Source organism: Clostridium kluyveri DSM 555, from assembly GCF_000016505.1.
Classification (GTDB): Bacteria; Bacillota; Clostridia; order Clostridiales; family Clostridiaceae; genus Clostridium_B; species Clostridium_B kluyveri.
The window spans coordinates 3,751,378-3,769,343 of the sequence record NC_009706.1; the positions used below are offsets into that span (position 1 = coordinate 3,751,378).

Annotated in this window: 14 protein-coding genes; 1 reads left to right on the forward strand and 13 read right to left on the reverse strand. The window is 28.7% G+C overall.

Going from position 1 to position 17,966, the window contains the following annotated elements; translation table 11 throughout:
• Window positions 1–42: 42 nt before the first annotated feature.
• The 6 genes from rho to ypeB form a co-directional block, all read right to left on the reverse strand.
• Window positions 43–1,473, reverse strand: a complete 1,431-nt coding sequence (rho, locus tag CKL_RS18070) for a transcription termination factor Rho (protein ID WP_423200922.1) — start codon at window positions 1,471–1,473, stop codon at window positions 43–45.
• A gap of 219 nt (window positions 1,474–1,692) precedes the next feature.
• Complete coding sequence (locus CKL_RS18075) at window positions 1,693–2,037, reverse strand: hypothetical protein (protein WP_012104033.1); 345 nt, start codon at window positions 2,035–2,037, stop codon at window positions 1,693–1,695.
• Between the two features lie 284 nt (window positions 2,038–2,321).
• Window positions 2,322–3,935: a CTP synthase gene (locus CKL_RS18080; protein ID WP_012104034.1), complete on the reverse strand. Its 1,614-nt coding sequence runs from the start codon at window positions 3,933–3,935 to the stop codon at window positions 2,322–2,324.
• A gap of 255 nt (window positions 3,936–4,190) precedes the next feature.
• Entirely contained in the window at window positions 4,191–4,499 is a 309-nt protein-coding gene (locus CKL_RS18085) for a hypothetical protein (protein ID WP_012104035.1), read from the reverse strand.
• Between the two features lie 219 nt (window positions 4,500–4,718).
• Window positions 4,719–5,132, reverse strand: coding sequence for a YwiB family protein (locus CKL_RS18090; protein WP_012104036.1), 414 nt, complete (start codon window positions 5,130–5,132; stop codon window positions 4,719–4,721).
• Window positions 5,133–5,414: 282 nt separating this feature from the next.
• Window positions 5,415–6,785: a germination protein YpeB gene (gene ypeB / locus CKL_RS18095; RefSeq protein WP_012104037.1), complete on the reverse strand. Its 1,371-nt coding sequence runs from the start codon at window positions 6,783–6,785 to the stop codon at window positions 5,415–5,417.
• Between the two features lie 276 nt (window positions 6,786–7,061).
• On the opposite strand from ypeB, the gene CKL_RS18100 reads away from it, so the two are divergent.
• Complete coding sequence (locus tag CKL_RS18100; RefSeq protein WP_012104038.1) at window positions 7,062–8,270, forward strand: MGDG synthase family glycosyltransferase; 1,209 nt, start codon at window positions 7,062–7,064, stop codon at window positions 8,268–8,270.
• A gap of 180 nt (window positions 8,271–8,450) precedes the next feature.
• Here the strand turns inward: CKL_RS18100 and spoIIR are convergent, their stop codons facing one another.
• The 7 genes from spoIIR to CKL_RS18135 form a co-directional block, all read right to left on the reverse strand.
• Complete coding sequence (gene spoIIR / locus CKL_RS18105; RefSeq protein WP_012104039.1) at window positions 8,451–9,086, reverse strand: stage II sporulation protein R; 636 nt, start codon at window positions 9,084–9,086, stop codon at window positions 8,451–8,453.
• 76 nt (window positions 9,087–9,162) lie between these two features.
• A complete protein-coding gene (locus CKL_RS18110; RefSeq protein WP_012104040.1) occupies window positions 9,163–11,406 on the reverse strand; it encodes a Ger(x)C family spore germination protein in 2,244 nt (747 codons plus the stop codon).
• A 52-nt stretch (window positions 11,407–11,458) separates the two neighbouring features.
• A complete protein-coding gene (locus CKL_RS18115) occupies window positions 11,459–12,916 on the reverse strand; it encodes a spore germination protein (RefSeq protein ID WP_012104041.1) in 1,458 nt (485 codons plus the stop codon).
• A 15-nt stretch (window positions 12,917–12,931) separates the two neighbouring features.
• Window positions 12,932–13,126, reverse strand: a complete 195-nt coding sequence (locus CKL_RS21760) for a CLC_0170 family protein (RefSeq protein WP_012104042.1) — start codon at window positions 13,124–13,126, stop codon at window positions 12,932–12,934.
• 144 nt (window positions 13,127–13,270) lie between these two features.
• On the reverse strand, window positions 13,271–14,113 hold the full coding sequence (gene ispE / locus CKL_RS18125) for a 4-(cytidine 5'-diphospho)-2-C-methyl-D-erythritol kinase (protein ID WP_012104043.1): 843 nt from the start codon (window positions 14,111–14,113) through the stop codon (window positions 13,271–13,273).
• Window positions 14,114–14,235: 122 nt separating this feature from the next.
• Entirely contained in the window at window positions 14,236–16,860 is a 2,625-nt protein-coding gene (gene cphA, locus CKL_RS18130; protein ID WP_012104044.1) for a cyanophycin synthetase, read from the reverse strand.
• Between the two features lie 287 nt (window positions 16,861–17,147).
• Entirely contained in the window at window positions 17,148–17,948 is an 801-nt protein-coding gene (locus CKL_RS18135; RefSeq protein WP_012621020.1) for a cyanophycinase, read from the reverse strand.
• Window positions 17,949–17,966: the final 18 nt, after the last annotated feature.

Genomic DNA, 17,966 nt, shown 5'->3' on the forward strand with positions numbered 1-17,966 from the left:
ACTTATAAACCTGTCTTTTTTTAAGACAGGTTTTTATCTCAATTATTTATTTGCATATTTTCCTATATCCATTTTATTGGCAATGTTAATAAGCTGCATATTATTCTTAGTTTTTGACATTAAACTTATCAACTGTTCTAAAATATTTTGATTATTATTTTCATCATATAATACTTTTCTTATATTAAAAGCAGTCTCTTTTTCTGCTCTGTTTTCAAAGAGCAAATCATCTCTTCTTGTACCTGATTTATATACATTTATAGCAGGGAATATTCTTCTTTCCTGAAGTTTCCTGTCCAGGTGAACTTCCATATTACCAGTTCCTTTAAATTCCTCAAATATCATATCATCCATCCTGCTTCCAGTTTCAATAAGAGCAGTGGCAAGTATGGTAAGGCTTCCTCCTTCTTCTATATTTCTTGCTGCACCAAAAAATTTTTTAGGCATTACAAGTGCTCCAGGATCCAATCCTCCTGAAAGAGTTCTCCCTGTGGGAGTTATAGTTAAATTATAAGCTCGTGAAAGCCTGGTAATACTATCTAAAAGTATTACTACATCCTGTCCTTGTTCTACCATTCGCTTTGTTCTCTCAAGTACCATATAAGCAACTTTAGTATGATGTTCTGGTTCTTCATCAAAAGTTGAATAAATCACTTCTCCGTTTATAGATCTTTGCATATCTGTGACTTCTTCCGGTCTTTCATCTATAAGTACAACTATAAGTTTTATTTCTGGATGATTTTTTGAAATACTTTGGGCTATTTTTTTTAGAAGAGTAGTTTTACCTGCTTTAGGAGGGGCAACTATAATTCCTCTCTGACCTTTTCCTATAGGCGAGATTATGTCCATAAGTCTAGTAGATAAATCTGAACTATTAGTTTCTAGCCTTAGTCTTTGATTGGGATATATGGGAGTAAGGGTTTCAAAAGGTTTTCTTCCAACTGCTCTTTCTGGATTTTCTCCATTTACTTTCTCAACATACAATAGTGCCTTAAATTTTTCTCCTTCTTTTGGAGTTCTGACCTTTCCACAGACTTCATCTCCAGTTTTTAAGTTAAATCTTCTTATTTGAGAAGGAGATACATATATATCATCAGGACCTGTTAAATAATTTTTTCCTCTTAAAAATCCATAATTATTATTTTCAATTATCTCAAGTACTCCCCTTGCACTATCTGATTCATTTATCATCTCTTTAAGTTTTTCTTTTTTTTCACCACAATTTATTTTTGATTCTTCTATCTTTGGTTCCTGAAGCTTCACTTCATCCAATTTTGAAGTGTGTTCTACTTCCCTGCACTTTCCTACTGATTCATTCTTAGGACTTATTTTCTCTCTAAGAATAACTCCATCTTTTTTTATGTGTGCTGGAGAAACTTTTTTTATTTCTTCAATTAATTCAACTTTTTTATATCTCGATATATTCTTTATTTGCAAAGCCTTGGCAACTTCTCTCAACTCAGTAACTGTCATGTCATTTATATCTTTATCCTTCAAAAGGTAACACCTCACAATTATTTAAATTCAAATCATACTATAGTTTAATTAGGGAATACTAAAAATAAATATTGAATATATATATGAATATATTTTATCAACTAAAAAGATTTTATAAAGAAAGGATACTTTTAACATACATTATACCCTTTTTTCATAGTTTAATCCATATTTTTTGTATAAATAATAAAAAAATTATATCATTGCATATATTCTGGTGTTAACTTTATTGTGTTTTAGAATTTCATTTTCTATGATTTTACAGTTACCTATGTATAATATAGGTAATCCTAACATATCACATCCTCCAATTATCATATCTTTTCTAATAAGTTCACCTATACTGTATTTATAATAATGTGTATTTTCACAAAATATACATTTTATTTTTAAAGACAATATTTTATTATTTAAAAAGCTCACATTTAGGGAAGTAGAATTTTCATTAATTTTATTTAGATTAAATGCAGAAAAATTTTTAAGAATATAATTTCCTTCTAAGGTTTTTATGGCAATACCCATATTTGTTTCAAATATCATAAAACTCACCTCCTAAATTGTATCTTGAACTTTTTATCAAGTAATTCTAAGGTTCAGGTGGAGTTTGCTGTAGAGAAATGCTTATCTCCATCTGAACCTTAGAAGAACTTATCTAAACAACTATTTATATATTTAATTTCTATAAATATCATCAAAATCCTTCATAAAATTCTCTATAATAACCTATAATTATATTATTTTCTTTCGACAAAAATTTATTATGTTTACCACACCATAATACCTAGAAATTAACAACTGGTTAAATATATTAAATAGCTAGTTGTTTAATCGAACTTATGCTTACTATTCAAAGATGCTTTTATAAAATCTCTAAATAAAGGGTGGGGTCTATTAGGTCTTGATTTAAGTTCCGGATGAAATTGTACACCTATAAACCATGGATGCTCCTTTATTTCTATAATTTCTACTAGTTTTGAATCAGGACTTGTTCCTGAAAGTACTAAGCCACTTTCTATTAATTCATCCCTATAAATATTATTAAATTCATACCTATGCCTATGTCTTTCATATATGACATCTTCCCCATAAGCTTTAAAAGAAATACTATTTTTCAAAAGTTTGCAAGGATATTTCCCAAGTCTCATAGTGCCTCCCTTTTCATCTATGTCTTTCTGATCTGGCATTAAATCTATAACAGGATATTTGGTTTCAGGGTTTATCTCTGAACTATGAGCTCCTTCGTATTTAAGTACACTTCTAGCAAATTCTATTAAAGCACATTGCATTCCAAGACATATACCGAAAAAAGGGATTTTATTTTTTCTAGCCCAACCTGCTGCTAGTATTTTTCCCTCTATTCCTCTATCACCAAAACCTCCTGGAATCAATATTCCATCTATATCCTTTAAATACTCTTCTATATTGTCCTTTGTGATATCCTCAGAATTCAGCCATTTTATATTTACATTTGCATCATTAGCATATCCCCCATGACTTAATGCCTCCACTACAGATATGTATGCATCATGAAGTTCTACATACTTTCCTACTAAAGCTATATTAACATTTTTAGATAATTTTTTTATTTTGTCTACCATAATAATCCATTCGGTATTATCTGTCTCATTACATTGCAACTTCAATTTTTTACATACTAAGTTATCCAGACCTTCTCTATGAAGCATTAGTGGCACTTCGTATAAATTTTCTGCATCTAAGTTTTGTATCACCGAATCTCTTTCTACATTACAAAATAACCCTATTTTTTCTTTTAAATCATTGGAAATTAATTTCTCTGAACGGCACACTATTATATCCGGCTGTATACCTATACTTCTCAATTCTTTAACTGAATGTTGAGTAGGCTTGGTTTTCAATTCTCCTGATTTTTTTAAATAAGGTACTAATGTAACATGTATAAAACATACATTTTCAACACCAACATCATATTTTATCTGTCTTATAGCTTCTAAAAAAGGCAGTGATTCTATATCTCCTACAGTACCTCCAATCTCAGTTATAACTACATCTATATTTTTTCCTTCTGCAACTTTATATACTCTTGATTTTATCTCATTTGTTATATGAGGAATTACTTGAACCGTACTCCCTAAATAATCTCCTTTTCTCTCTTTTGATATCACTGACCAGTATATTTTTCCTGTGGTAATATTATTGTTTCTACTTAAACTTTCATCTATAAATCTTTCATAATGGCCTAAATCTAAGTCTGTCTCTGCTCCGTCATCTGTGACAAAAACCTCTCCATGTTGATATGGACTCATAGTCCCTGGATCTATATTTATATATGGATCAAATTTCTGAATTGAAACTTTAAGTCCTCTATTTTTTAATAATCTTCCTAATGAAGCAGCCGTTATTCCCTTTCCTAATGAAGATACTACTCCTCCTGTTACAAATATATATTTTGTATTCATAAAAATTCCTGCTTTTAAAAGCAGCGTCACCCCCTACACTTTTATCATAATAAAATTCATTATTTTATAAACTTTTAATTACATAGTCTAAAATAAAATTCTGAAAACTATTGACAAAATATTTAATTAGTCTTATAATTAAAAGTACCCTTATAATACGAATAGTATGTTTTTATGAAAAACATACTTAATATAATATCATATTTTTTCTTTATATTCTAGTTCTTTTATTTTCTTATTAGAAAATTATTTGTTTTATTTTGCTTTATTCAGTATTTCTTCTGCTTCAAAGTACATTTCTCTTATGTGTTTATTTAATAACAATTTCTCTTCTGCTTTTTTTATATTATTCTTTATGTTATTCTTATTTAATAGAGGAAAGTCTTTTTGAATCAATTCTAAATCACAGCATTTGTATTTTTTAATAAGCAAAAAATATAAGTGTTTACAGGATCTATCCTTTAATATTTGAAGTAAATCCTGTTTATGCAAACCCTTATATTCACATAATATATCAATTATTTTACAATATACCTTTTCTTTATCTGTGAAATATCTTTTCATATATGCTCTCCTTTTAATTTTATCCCAAGATTGCCATTGCCAATACTTTTGCCTTTTTTGATGAAGAATAATCACTACATTATCTCCGAATAAGTTTTTGTTATGCCCATTCACAGAAAAGCATTACTTATGGCAAACTTTATCTGAGTATAAAACTCATCTAATATTTAATTAATTACCATATATTAATATTTTTAATCACAAATAAACACAGGAAATTTAATCCTGTGTTTTTATATTTATCTTCAATTGTGTATTTTGGGGAGCTTGTCCGGCAGCACTCATACTATAGTTGACAAATACATCCCCTCCTGCCTCATTTACATTTATATTTAATTTACTAGTTTCTATTTTTAATTCTACAGTACCGTAAGGTGTCTTATAAATTGAAACACTCCCTTTATCTTTGTTAAAATCCATTTTAGTACTGGTACTTCCCATTCTTATAAGAGAAAATTTATTATCTTTTATTCTCAGTGTAGTAGTAGTTCCCTCCATACCGGAAAGCTCAGTTTCCTCATAAACAGCATAATAAGAATCATCTTTTCTGTAAAAATTGCCTGGAGTAACAACTTCTATAATTTCATTATCAACTTGCTTACTAGATACAGATATAATAGCCTTTTTTTTCATGATATACTTATACTTTACTAAGATATAAATATTACACTGTATACTTAAAATTACATATAGAATTGATTCTTAGTAAATCTATAAGATTTTTCACCTTCCTTTCTTAACATTTTCGCACCCTCCAATTTATCGTTTCTTTTTTCATTCCAGTACTATGTTAATATCTATTAGTATAGTATTTTAATTATACCAAAGTAATTTTCATATTTAAATGCATTATCAATTGATTCTTATATTAAAATACATTTAAAAAATCACACCCACAGGAGTGTGATTTAATATTTATATGGTAAGCTGACCATTTGGGGTATTTATTATTTGAATTATTCTTTCTTCATATCCAGTTTCCGTATTTATATAAACTTTGAAATCATCATCATTATAGTTACCGGAAAACTCATAACATAATACTTCTTTATTAGTATCTGTAGGAATTATGGTAATCCTTTGGTTTGATATATTTAACCTGCTTCCAACTTTTTCTCTAGCTTTTTCATAACTTATTTTAGGATTGGATATTTTCCTGATATCTTCATGGGCTACTAAATATTTCTCTGATTCCACCCCTATGATTTCTCCATTATCTAAAGCTACTTTTAACTTTATTTGATCTGGATACATAACAATTCCATTCTGACTATATACATAATTTATAACTGCTACATTGCCATATTTTAAAGAATATGTGGAGATCATATTCTGATACCCTAAGTCATTTAAATATTTCAAGCCAATGTCCACCGCTTTTGCTACATTTATTGAACTATTATTTATACTTCTATCATTTATTAAGTAAAATATTTTTCCTCCATTTTTACTTATTTCACAAACTACCCTATCCTCTTTCCTGGTTCTACCTTTAAGTGCCGCTGTAAATCTATAGGTCTTTATATCGGTCTTTCCACTAACCTCTGATACTTCTAGATTTTCTATTTTATTTTTTCCTATAACTCCTCTGGCTATTTTCTCTGCATCACTCTTTGATACTTCCTTTTGTGAGTTAACTTTAGGTGTTATTTCAAGTACATTATCTGAAAATGGCCCATCATAAATTAACGCAGGATATTGAACTATTTGCTTTTGTATTCCTTCAAATTGCTGAGATATAGATGTTGTATTGCTTTTAGCAAGAACTCCAGTAATCTTCTTTCTTATTTCTCCCCACCCTACTTTTCCTTGATTTATGTTATCCGATACAGATTTCAATTGATTTTCTAAAGTAACAGATTCCTTTTTTAATTCCTCTATATTTTTATAATCTTCATCAGTTAGCTGATTACCTTCTGTAGAGGATTTAGCTAGACTATAGCAGAAATCTCCAGTTTGAGTCAAAAATTTACTAGTATCTGATATTGTTGGCTGTGATACCGGCAGTGAATGCAGTTTATCACTTGCTACAGCAGAATGCCTAAATATTTCCTCAAAAACGGCTATTTTCTGTTCTCTTGAACCAACTATAGCTGCTTTAGTTAGATTTACCCTTATATTTTCAACTGCATCTATTAATTCATACATACTTTTACCATATTCACCTTGTAAATAATTTCTATAATCATTCCTCTCAAGAGTCATTAAAACTGCAAAGGTACTTGAAAATACTACAATAAGTGTTACTAGGGCAGTATATATTATTCTCTTTTTAGTGGTCCTCATGAATTTACACCTCTTCCTTACAAGTATTTTTATAGTAATTATAATAAGAACACTTTTAATATATGTATCATTAGTGTATATACTATATTATCTGCATTTATCTAATTGTTATGTATTATTTGATTAATATATATGTAAACGCTAATACTACTATTATATTTAACTTTTACTAGTATTCTTTATTATTAATTTTTTCTTAAATGTTTGTTAAACTAGTTTATTATTTTTACTGCATTCTATATAATAAAATTACACATTGAATCAGAAGGTGATTAAATGAAGGTTTTAATTCTTTCAATTTCTGCTGGTGGTGGTCATGGCACCGCTGCAGAAGCCCTAAAAGATCACATAGTTTTAAGAGCACCACAATCAGAAATACAGATTATTGATACTCTTAAATATATAAATCCTATAATAGATAAGGTAGTGATAGGAGGATATTTGAAATCTTTAAAGGTATATCCTTACCTATATGGAAAATTATATACATATTCGGAATATGACTATAAAATTACAAATGTTATAAGTTCAAGACTTATTGAAGCTATGACTTGTAAATTACTTCCGCTTATTAATGATTTTAATCCGGATATATTAATATCCACTCATTCGTTTTCTGCTGAAATGTTGTCAGTGCTAAAATCAAAATATAATATGACCATACCTTGTATGTGTATAATTACTGATTATTATCCTCACAATTCCTGGCTTCACCCTTATTTAGATGCCTATGTAGTTTCTAACAAAGATATGATTGACAAAATGATATCTAAGGGCATCTCAGAGAATACCATTTACAATTTAGGTATACCTGTTAAACCTGAATTTAGCATAAATTATTGCAGAGAAGATATTTTAAAAAGCTTACGGCTGTCTCCTTCTAAATTCACCATATTAATCATGGGTGGAAGTTTAGGTATGGGAAAAATATTAAACATATATAAACAGTTGGATAAAGTTAATGCGGATATTCAAATAATAATAATAACAGGTAAAAATAAAAAACTTTACTCAGAACTTTTAAAAATTGGAGAAAGTTCTCTAAAAAACACAATAATTATAGGTTTTACTCAACATGTAAACAAATATATGCAAGCTAGTGATCTTCTTTTGACTAAGCCAGGAGGACTTACTATTACCGAAGCTTTAATATGTAAAATACCAATAGGTCTTCTTTCTCCTATACCTGGTCAAGAGGAAAAAAATGCAGAATTTTTACTAAAACATAATCTTGCTATAGATTTAACTGACATAGAAAAATTCAAGGAAAATATAGAAAAGCTGTTAAATTCCAGAGATATCCTAAACATTATGACTGAAAACTGCTATAAATTTTCTAAACCTTATGCTAGTGATGACATATTTAATTTGATTAATAGACTTGTACAAAAAAAATTAATTGAACCTTATTTTTCAAAACCAAAAAAGTCAATGTTAAAGGTGACATTGGAGCATTTTCTAAATGCTCAGAAAAATATTTTCTGAGAGTTATCTTAAAATTATCTTACAGTATACAATGTTTTATTAAGAAGTATGCTGTATAAACTTTCATTTAAATTAATGCCACATTTTAAGTTTAGAATTAAGAGTAAATATTTAAAACAAGGTAAAATAAATTATAACTCTTAATTCTATAATTCAATTTTTATACTATATAGCATATTTTTATATTCCCATACCTTTTAATAATTCTAATATTTTAAATTTAACTTTTATATTATTTTTATTATTTATATTTAATGCGTTATTATTAACCATTTTATATTCTTCTGGTGTTAAAACTTTTTTCATTTCATCTGATACTTTTTTATAAGATACTTGTCCTTTTGTAATATCTACAAAACACAGAGGAGGGAACATTACACACCACCAGTTCTGACCTTTTCCATTACCTATAATTATTCTATAAGCTTCATAGGTGCCTTGTGGGAGAGTTATATTACCATAACTCTTTATAGGAAAATTAACCTGGGATAAACTACCTTTAACTTGATAATCATAACCCTGTTCTTTTATTACATTACTTGCTATATCCAATATTATTTTATTATTCTCTTTTATAACTCTCCTTGAATCATCTATATTTTTACAATTCTTTAATTTAGGTATCATATATTTTAATACCTCATCTCTAACTTTTAATTTAAGATTTTGATCATATTCTGAATCACTATTTGCTATAACGTGAAATCTTATGATTTTAGAGGCTACATCACCCTGTATATTATTACTCTTTACTTTAACTAAATAAGAACATATAATACATATGCTTATAATAAATACTAATACAAATTTTTTCATAGACTATACCCCCATTTTCTAATCTTGTAACGTATTAGTAATTATTACCATTTACTTCTTTTATATTCATTCTATTTTATTTTACTACGCCAATTCTTCTTATTTTCGTATCTACATTCACATTTACAACTGCATTTTTATATACTTCTTCCCAGTTACCCTTTATTTGTTTCCATATATAAGGATGATATTTCTCAATATATTCTCTAAATCCTATAGGGTCAATCTCTAAATCCCTTTGGGTGAATTTTATTACTTGTTCACATTCTTTAGATATAACCTCATTAAAATTTTTCTCAATATAGTTTAATTTATCTACAGATAAAATATTATTGTTGGTATAGTAGTTTTTTATCTGTCCCTCTATATCTAAATATATATAAAATGATAATTTCCCTTTGTTTTGGTACATTCTCATTTTTCTCATTATATTATCCATTGTTATATCCACAGGATGATTATCTACATATATCATCTTTTTCCCGCCTTTTAAATTACCTCTTAATAATTCTATATCAGCGGTTTCTACTTCATTTAAACTCCCTTTTTGTTTGAAATCTTTAATTGCAGTTGTTCCTGCAATCTTTATATTTTTATTATCATTATCCATAACAATTCTAGGTAATATACTATTTCCATTTTCACTCATTTGGATTAAAAAATCATTTAAGGTAACAGGTACAATCTCACTACTTTTAGCATCATTTTCTATTAAACCTAGTATATAACTCTCAACACTATTTTCTACTGAAGTCTTGAATTTTACATACTTTTGTGAACTTCCTTGTGATGTAACTATATACATATTTCTATTTAAAGAAGGTTCTCTCTGAAGATAATCAACTACTTCTTTTACCACATCAGGATACATCATCAAATTTTGTCCTAGTACTAGCAACTTTGTGTGACTAAATCTTACAGACCTACTGCTTTTAAGCATAGCACTACTTATCGCATCCTGTATTGAGTATGAATCCACATCTATATATTTATCTCCAGATATGCCGCCTTTATCTGGGCCTAATTTGCTTAAGTCCGGAGTTCCAAAAGTTACATGAAGCTTTTTTAATTCCATATCTGTTGGTTTAACATTTTTAGACTTCTTTCTCTTTCCTATATCCTCCCCTGCATCTATTCCTACTACAGAAACTAAATCAGTGTTTTCTATTTCAACTTTATCCCAACATCCAGTTAAAAGTACACAAATCAGAAGTAGAGAGATTACTTTTCCACTATGAAATCCTTTTTTAAATTTTCCTGCCAAAAGTATAATTATAGGAAGTATGACTGAACTGTATAAAAATAATATAGGTATAAATCTATCCCCTACATTATATACTTCTGCTATATTTTGAGGATATAAGGACATTATATATATCACAGGAGCTATTATGGCAGATGAAAGTTTTATATCATCTAATTTAAATATATCCTTTATTATATCAGAAGATAAATAATACACATTAGAAAAGGTAGTAAAATAAAATATAATCCAAATAGCCATTATTGCGCCTTCCCATCTTTCTATGAAAGCTCCTTGTATATTTATAGAATTTATCATAGTTATAGTAGGCCACAATAATATTTCAGTTTGTTCTTTAGAGAAAATAGCTAAAGAAAAAATGACGATTATAACATAAAATAAAGTTATGAATACAATACTCTTTAAAACTGTCTTAGTTATATTTGATTTATTTTTTACAAAAGGTCCTATTAAATATATTATTTCTATACCTGCAAAGCTGTATATGGAACTTTTTAATGCATCTAGATGATTGTAAATGCTGCTATTGAATACAGGCAGAATATTAGTAAAATCCGTTTTATTCAAAGCACATAATAAAACTAATATTACAGGTATAAACATTACCCAAAAACAGACTTCATTAAATTTTATCAAAGTTCCCAATTCATTTCTTACAAGATAAATTCCTGCAAATATAGTTATGATTATTAAAAATTCTGTAGGAGTTTTTTCAAGCAAATACATCTTTATAACTTCCACAAATATTCTCATGCCTAAAGATATAGAGAATATACTATATACAACAAAAATAAGAGCTAAAATACCCCCTAATATTTTTCCAAAGTTTTGTTCAAGTATAATGTTAAACTTATTGTATTCATTGGTTTTTATACTTTTATAGCAAATATAAAATATAAAATAAATTATTATTCCACTTATTATAGCTACAATCCACCCATCAGTACCCACTTTGCTTGCCAATTGTCTTGGGTAGGAGAATATTCCCACACCCACAATAGTTGCTATAATGGTACTAAATAATCCAAATTCCTTTATAAAATTCTCATGCTGCATCTAATATATCCCCCTCCTTTTTTAAATTTAAAACCTACGTGATTAAAATTTTTTATCTTTGTCTTACTTTATCTTGAGTGTTCATATACTTAGGTCTTCTTTTTAAAAAATTAATAGGTACTCTTATATACATGTCTTTAAAATCATTGGTGTTTTCATTTACCATTGGAGATAAATAGGATACCCCAAAACTTTTAAGTCTAATTAGATGTATTAAAGTGAATATAAGTCCAATCATAATTCCATAGAACCCTGCTATTGCCGCAAAGATTATAAGTAGGAATCTAATCATCCTAAATGCTGAAGTCATTTCATAATTAGGGGTAGTAAAACTAGTTATAGCTGTAATAGAAACTATAATTATCATTATAGGACTTACTATTCCTGCTTGAACTGCTGCCTGGCCTATAATTAGCCCTCCTACTATACCTGTAGTAGCACCTATAGCTTTGGGTAATCTAGCTATAGATTCTAATAATAATGCCAAACTTACTTCCATAATTATAGCTTCAATAAATGCAGGGAATGGAACTCCTTCTCTAGAAGCTGCAATAAAATATGCTAATTTAGTGGGTATTATTCCTGTATGGAAGGAAGTAACTGCTACATAAAGAGAAGGCATTATAAGTGAAATTATAATAGATATAAATCGTATTATCCTTATAGTTGATCCATATATCCATCTCTGATAATAATCATCTGGTGACTGAAATAAATTTGCCATTGTAGTAGGTACTATAACAGCAAAGGGGGAGTTATCTACTAATACTGCAATTCTTCCCTCATATAATGCAGAAGATACTACATCAGGTCTTTCAGTACTTTGAATCTGAGGGAAAAAGGACCATTTATTATCTTCTATAAGCTGCTCTATATATCCACTATCTAAAATTGCATCTATATTTATATTGTCTAATCTTTTTATAAGCTCTTCCAATACCTTAGTATCCACTATATCGTTTATATACATCACCACTAAATCAGTCTTAGATCTTACTCCCAAAGGCTTAGATACAATCTTAAGTCTAGTATCTCTTATTCTTCTTCTTATTAATGCTGTATTAAATCTAATAGTTTCTGTAAATCCATCTCTAGACCCTCTTAAAACGGTCTCTCCTGAAGGTTCCGATACCCCTCTTGCAGGCCACAATCTTGTTGAGAGTATATAAAAGCTCTTCAATCCCTCAAGTACCATCAGAGTATCACCTGATAGTATTAGATCTATTCCTTTTTTGAAATCTTCTAATTCTTTTACATCAGATATAGTTATTAACTTATCTTTTATACCCTCTGCATGTTGCACATATCGGGCTCTAGTCATTAGTCCCCTTAATAAATCACTTAAAAGTATTTTATCTGCCATTCCATCTATATATACCAGAGCACATTTAACATCCCCTATATAAAATTCTCTGAAAACTATATCTGAATTGTCTTTAAATAATTCTTTTAAGTAGCTTATATTTTTATCCACCTGGGGATATATAGAACTTATTACTTCTTCTTTCATGGTAGTCACTTCCTTTTAAAAAGAATATATAGAAAAAATATACATTGCAGTTGAAAATACTATAAAAAATATTCCAATTAGCTTAGATTTTAAAGCTGTTTTTCTTAATTTATCTCTTTTAAACTTTTTAGGATCAATAAATGTTAAAAAAATTCCTTGGACTATCATAAGTATAAAAAAATATTTATTAAACAAGTGAATCAGTTTCACACTTTTTCCTTCTTTCCTTCATTATCTCAGACATTATTTCAAAATAATCTTAAATTATTCTTTACCTATTAAGGGCTATTTATACATAAAAAACTGCTGACAATATAATGTGCCAGCAGTGAATTAATTCATATTATTAAATATTTATACAGTTCTTGTAATAAACACTTCTTTATATTTAGTTTTCATTTTATCATAACATATTTGTGCTTTTAACATATCATCAAAAAAAGCAAATATACTTGGACCACTTCCACTCATCAAAGCACCTAATGCACCAAAATCAATTAACTCATTTTTTATTTTTCTTAATAAAGGGTGTTTTTTTAAAGTTACATTTTCCAATACATTTTTCATATTTTTACTCACTTTCAACAGCGAACCTGAATTTATGGCATTTATTAATATATCCGTATTGGGATGAATCTTTATTTTACTTATATCCAAACTTTTATATACCTCTGCAGTACTTACGCCAAAAAATGGTTTAACTAATACTAAAATATGATTTTTAAAAGAAGAAATAGATGTAACTTTTTCTCCTATACCCTGGCATAGAGCAGTTCCCCCTATCATACAATAAGGTACATCTGCCCCAATGCTTGTTCCTAATTTAATTAAATCTTTATATTCTAATTCAGGTATGTATATATCTCTCATAACTTTTAATACTGCAGCTGCATCTGAACTTCCTCCCGCAAGTCCAGCTGCTACAGGTATATTTTTAATTATATCTATACTTACTCCACTTTTTATGCCATAGTTGCTTGCAAATAATTCTACTGCCTTATATACTAAATTTCTTTTATCACATGGAATATATGACTTATTACATTTTATTTCTATTCCTTTTTCAATAGGAGTTATATTTAAAAGATCATATAAATCTATAGTTTGCATTATCATCTTTAAAAGATGATATCCATCTTCTCTTTTTCCTATTACATCTAATGAAAGGTTTATTTTGGCATAGGCTTTTATTAACATAACACATTATTACTCCTTCCAAGTCATTTCACCATAATATATAAATTAAACAAGTTCTAAAATAGTATAATACTATTTTGAAATTAAAGCTATACTTTTATTTATGAAGTATAGCTTTTCTCCTATATCATGGCAATGGAATTTAACTTTTTATTTATTTCATCCAATTTATTGTCTAATAGTTTTACCAAAGATTCCATTTCCTCAAAAAATATTATTATAAAATCCCCTTCTTTAGCAGTATTTATTGCCTTTTCCAGAGCCATTTTTTCATTTAATATGGTCTCCACTTTTTTTGTGCTAAAACCTGTTTTTATTATACCTTTCTTTAATATAGAAGCTATGGTTCCTGATTTTCTACCCCTTTTGTCTTTATCTTCTTTAATATATATGTAATCAAAGCTTTCTCCTGCAATTCTTCCAATTTTTTCAACACTTTCATCATTTCTGTCCCCTGGTACTCCAATTATTCCAATCAACCTTTTATAATTAAAATTTTTAGCCGCATTTATTACTGACTTATATCCTTCTACATTATGGCCATAATCTAAAACTACTTTTACTCCATTTAAATCATATATATTAAACCTTCCAGGATTAAAAGAAACATCACAATAAAAACTTTTCAATCCTTCTTTTATAACAGAATAATTTATATTAAGTCCAATTGCAGCTGCACAAGCAGCCATGGCATTCTCTATATTGTAAACTAATTTTCCACCTAATGATATCTTTATGTCCTCTACGGATATAATAGGTATAATTTCATTTTTTTTCTCTAAATACATAATAGATTCATCCATATATACACCATATCCCCCCATATCTATATTACCCCTAAGAATTAAATTATTCTTATCTTTTGAAAACATTATAATATTACTTTTCATTCTATTAATTATATTTTTACTTACTAAATCATCTGCATTTAAAACTACATATCCCTTTTTCCTTACAGCCTCTCCAACCAGAGCTTTTACATATGCTAAATCCTCTAGGCTATCTATTCCATTCATACCTAGGTGATCTTCTGTTATATTAGTTATTACTGCCACGTCTGCCAAATCATAAGCAAGCCCTTTTTTTATTATACCGCCTCTTGCAGTTTCTAGTACTGCCGCTTCTACTTCTTCATTTTCTAAAACAGTTTTAGCACTTAAGTATCCTGTAGTATCTCCCCTACATATACACTTATTATCTATATATATTCCTCCTGTAGTAGTCATGCCTACTTTATATCCCGCCTTACTTAAAATATGTGCAATAAGCCTAGTGGTAGTAGTCTTGCCATTGGTTCCTGTAACTGAAACTAAAGGTATAGATTTAGATTTAGGGAACAACATATCTAGTATGGCTCCTGCTACATTTCTACTCTTACCTTTTCCCGGATAATGATGCATTCTAATACCTGGTGCTGCATTTACTTCTATTATGGCTCCACCACTTTCAAATAAAGGCTTGCCAATATCACTACAACAAATATCTATGCCACATATATCTAATCCAATAGTATTTGCTGCCCTTTCACAAATATCTATATTTTCTTTACATATTAAATCTGTACAATCTATCGATTTCCCTCCTGTAGATAAATTTCCATTTTCCCTTAGTGTAAGCCGCTTATCCTTTGGAAGAATACTATTTAAAGTATAGTTATTTTTATTTATATAAGCTTTTAATTCCTCATCTATTTTTATTCTAGTTAAAGGCTTCTCATGCCCCTCTCCTCTCATAGTATCTTTATTTATATCTTCTATCAATTCCATTACAGTTTTTACTCCATCTCCCATAACATATGGAGGTATCCTCTCAGATACAGCTACCACATTGCCATCAACCACACACACTCTGAAATCCTTACCATATACGTTCTTTTCCATCATTATATCTCTAAAATTTTTAGATAATATATTATAAGCCTCCATGGCTTGTTTTTCATTTTGTATGTTTACAAATACTCCCCTACCTTGATTCCCACAACAAGGTTTTAACACTATAGGATACCCTATTTCCTTGGCTGTTATAAACAATTCCAATGGATTTTTTATTCTTCCCCCTTCAGCTACAGGTAAACATTGATTTTTAAGCATTTCTTTAGTCAACATCTTATCACAGGATATATCTACACCTACAGCTTTTGTATTACAAGATATGGTAGCTTCTATAATTTTACTATACTTGCCGTATCCTAATCGAAACATACTTTCATTTCCTATTCTAGTTATAGGTATTCCTCTTTTTTTAGCTTCTAATAGTATACATAATGTGCTAGAACCTATTTTTTCATATTTTAATATTTCTCCCAAGTAACACATAGCCTCATTAAAATTATAATCTGTTCCTTTTATAAAAGAATTTATTAAATTAACAGCTATTTTTCCAATCTCCACTGCTGTATTTTTATATAGATATTCATATATTATATAATACTTATCTCCTCTTATCTCTCTTGATTTGCCATATGATACATCAATACCTAAGTTATTTTCCACAGCAATTATGATGTGCTCACAGACATGAGCTAAATAGGTTCCCTCCATTAATCTCTTTTTAAAACCCTGTCTTTCATTTATACCGCATCTATGTTTCTCCAATTCTGGTATGGTCTCTAATAATTTTTCATTGAATTCTGGTATTTTATTAGTTGGAGTTTCACTATATCCCTCCAAATCTACAGACATTTTTATGCACTTTTTATGAGCAAATATATTTCTTCCCTCAAAAATTATAAAATCATCTATTCTCATTTTTGCGTATATTGCCCGTTACGTAAACAATTCAATTTTTAAATTTTTATAAAAACCCTGTTTACTTCCCCATTCACAGTATCCGATTTAGCACAATAGCTCCCTCGTTTGGTCTGATACTCCAAGGGCTTAAAATCCCGTTTAATTTACGGTATATCAGCATTAATTCATATGCTTACTGATTTAACGGTTTTTTTAGACTCCTCCCTTATATCTATTTGACCTCTTATCAATATATATTTTTTGAACTTTATCAATAACATAACTTATGTCAATTCATAAAAATATTATGAAGGTAATTTAGTTGTAAAATTAAATCTATTTCCCTGTTTAAGCACATGTACTTTTACATTAAATATGGACAATATATCATCTGGATATTGTTCTGATACATTGCTGTAAGTTATATCAGAGCCATCTATCACATATACTGCTCCAGAACCCATTACCACAAATTGCCCATTATCTTTAACTATAATAGCTGTATCCTCATCTATTCCAATACCCAAACTTTGAGGATTTTCCGCTATCCCCACTAAAAGTCTTCCTATTCTCCCTCTTTGCGCAAAGTGCTGATCAATAATTACTCCTTTTATAAATCCTAATCCGGGAGCCATCTTTAAAGTACATTTTTTCGGTGATTCATCATTAGGTCCCGTTATTATCATAGTATCACTCATAATAGAAGCTCCTGCAGAAGTTCCAACAAAAGTACATCCATTTTCATATAGTTCTTGAATTTTTGAATATAATGGTGTTCCACCTATAAGACTTGTTATTCTGAGCTGATCTCCTCCTGTAAAGAATATTAATGAAGCATTTTCTATTGTCTTTATGCTGTTCGCAGCAAAAGCACCTTTTCTATCTACTATATTTAATATTCTCACATTTTTTATACCTAGTTGTGTAAATATTTTATAATATTCATTTCCCAACTCCTCAGGTACTTCAGAGGCAATAGTAGCAATTACAAGTATATCTCTGTCTTTTGCCAATTTATTACAAACCTCTTTTAATATTTTTTTATCACCAGTTTTATCTTCTGCTCCTCCTATTATTATTAAATTTCCTTCCAATTTTTCTTCCAAAGTTATACACCTTCTTTT

Coding starts and splice junctions, on each gene's coding strand:
- rho (WP_423200922.1), bottom strand. CDS start 1,473: ATGACAGTTACTGAGTTGAGAGAAGTTGCCAAGGCTTTGCAAATAAAG.
- CKL_RS18075 (WP_012104033.1), bottom strand. CDS start 2,037: ATGATATTTGAAACAAATATGGGTATTGCCATAAAAACCTTAGAAGGA.
- CKL_RS18080 (WP_012104034.1), bottom strand. CDS start 3,935: ATGAATACAAAATATATATTTGTAACAGGAGGAGTAGTATCTTCATTA.
- CKL_RS18085 (WP_012104035.1), bottom strand. CDS start 4,499: ATGAAAAGATATTTCACAGATAAAGAAAAGGTATATTGTAAAATAATT.
- CKL_RS18090 (WP_012104036.1), bottom strand. CDS start 5,132: ATGAAAAAAAAGGCTATTATATCTGTATCTAGTAAGCAAGTTGATAAT.
- ypeB (WP_012104037.1), bottom strand. CDS start 6,785: ATGAGGACCACTAAAAAGAGAATAATATATACTGCCCTAGTAACACTT.
- CKL_RS18100 (WP_012104038.1), top strand. CDS start 7,062: ATGAAGGTTTTAATTCTTTCAATTTCTGCTGGTGGTGGTCATGGCACC.
- spoIIR (WP_012104039.1), bottom strand. CDS start 9,086: ATGAAAAAATTTGTATTAGTATTTATTATAAGCATATGTATTATATGT.
- CKL_RS18110 (WP_012104040.1), bottom strand. CDS start 11,406: ATGCAGCATGAGAATTTTATAAAGGAATTTGGATTATTTAGTACCATT.
- CKL_RS18115 (WP_012104041.1), bottom strand. CDS start 12,916: ATGAAAGAAGAAGTAATAAGTTCTATATATCCCCAGGTGGATAAAAAT.
- ispE (WP_012104043.1), bottom strand. CDS start 14,113: ATGTTAATAAAAGCCTATGCCAAAATAAACCTTTCATTAGATGTAATA.
- cphA (WP_012104044.1), bottom strand. CDS start 16,860: ATGAGAATAGATGATTTTATAATTTTTGAGGGAAGAAATATATTTGCT.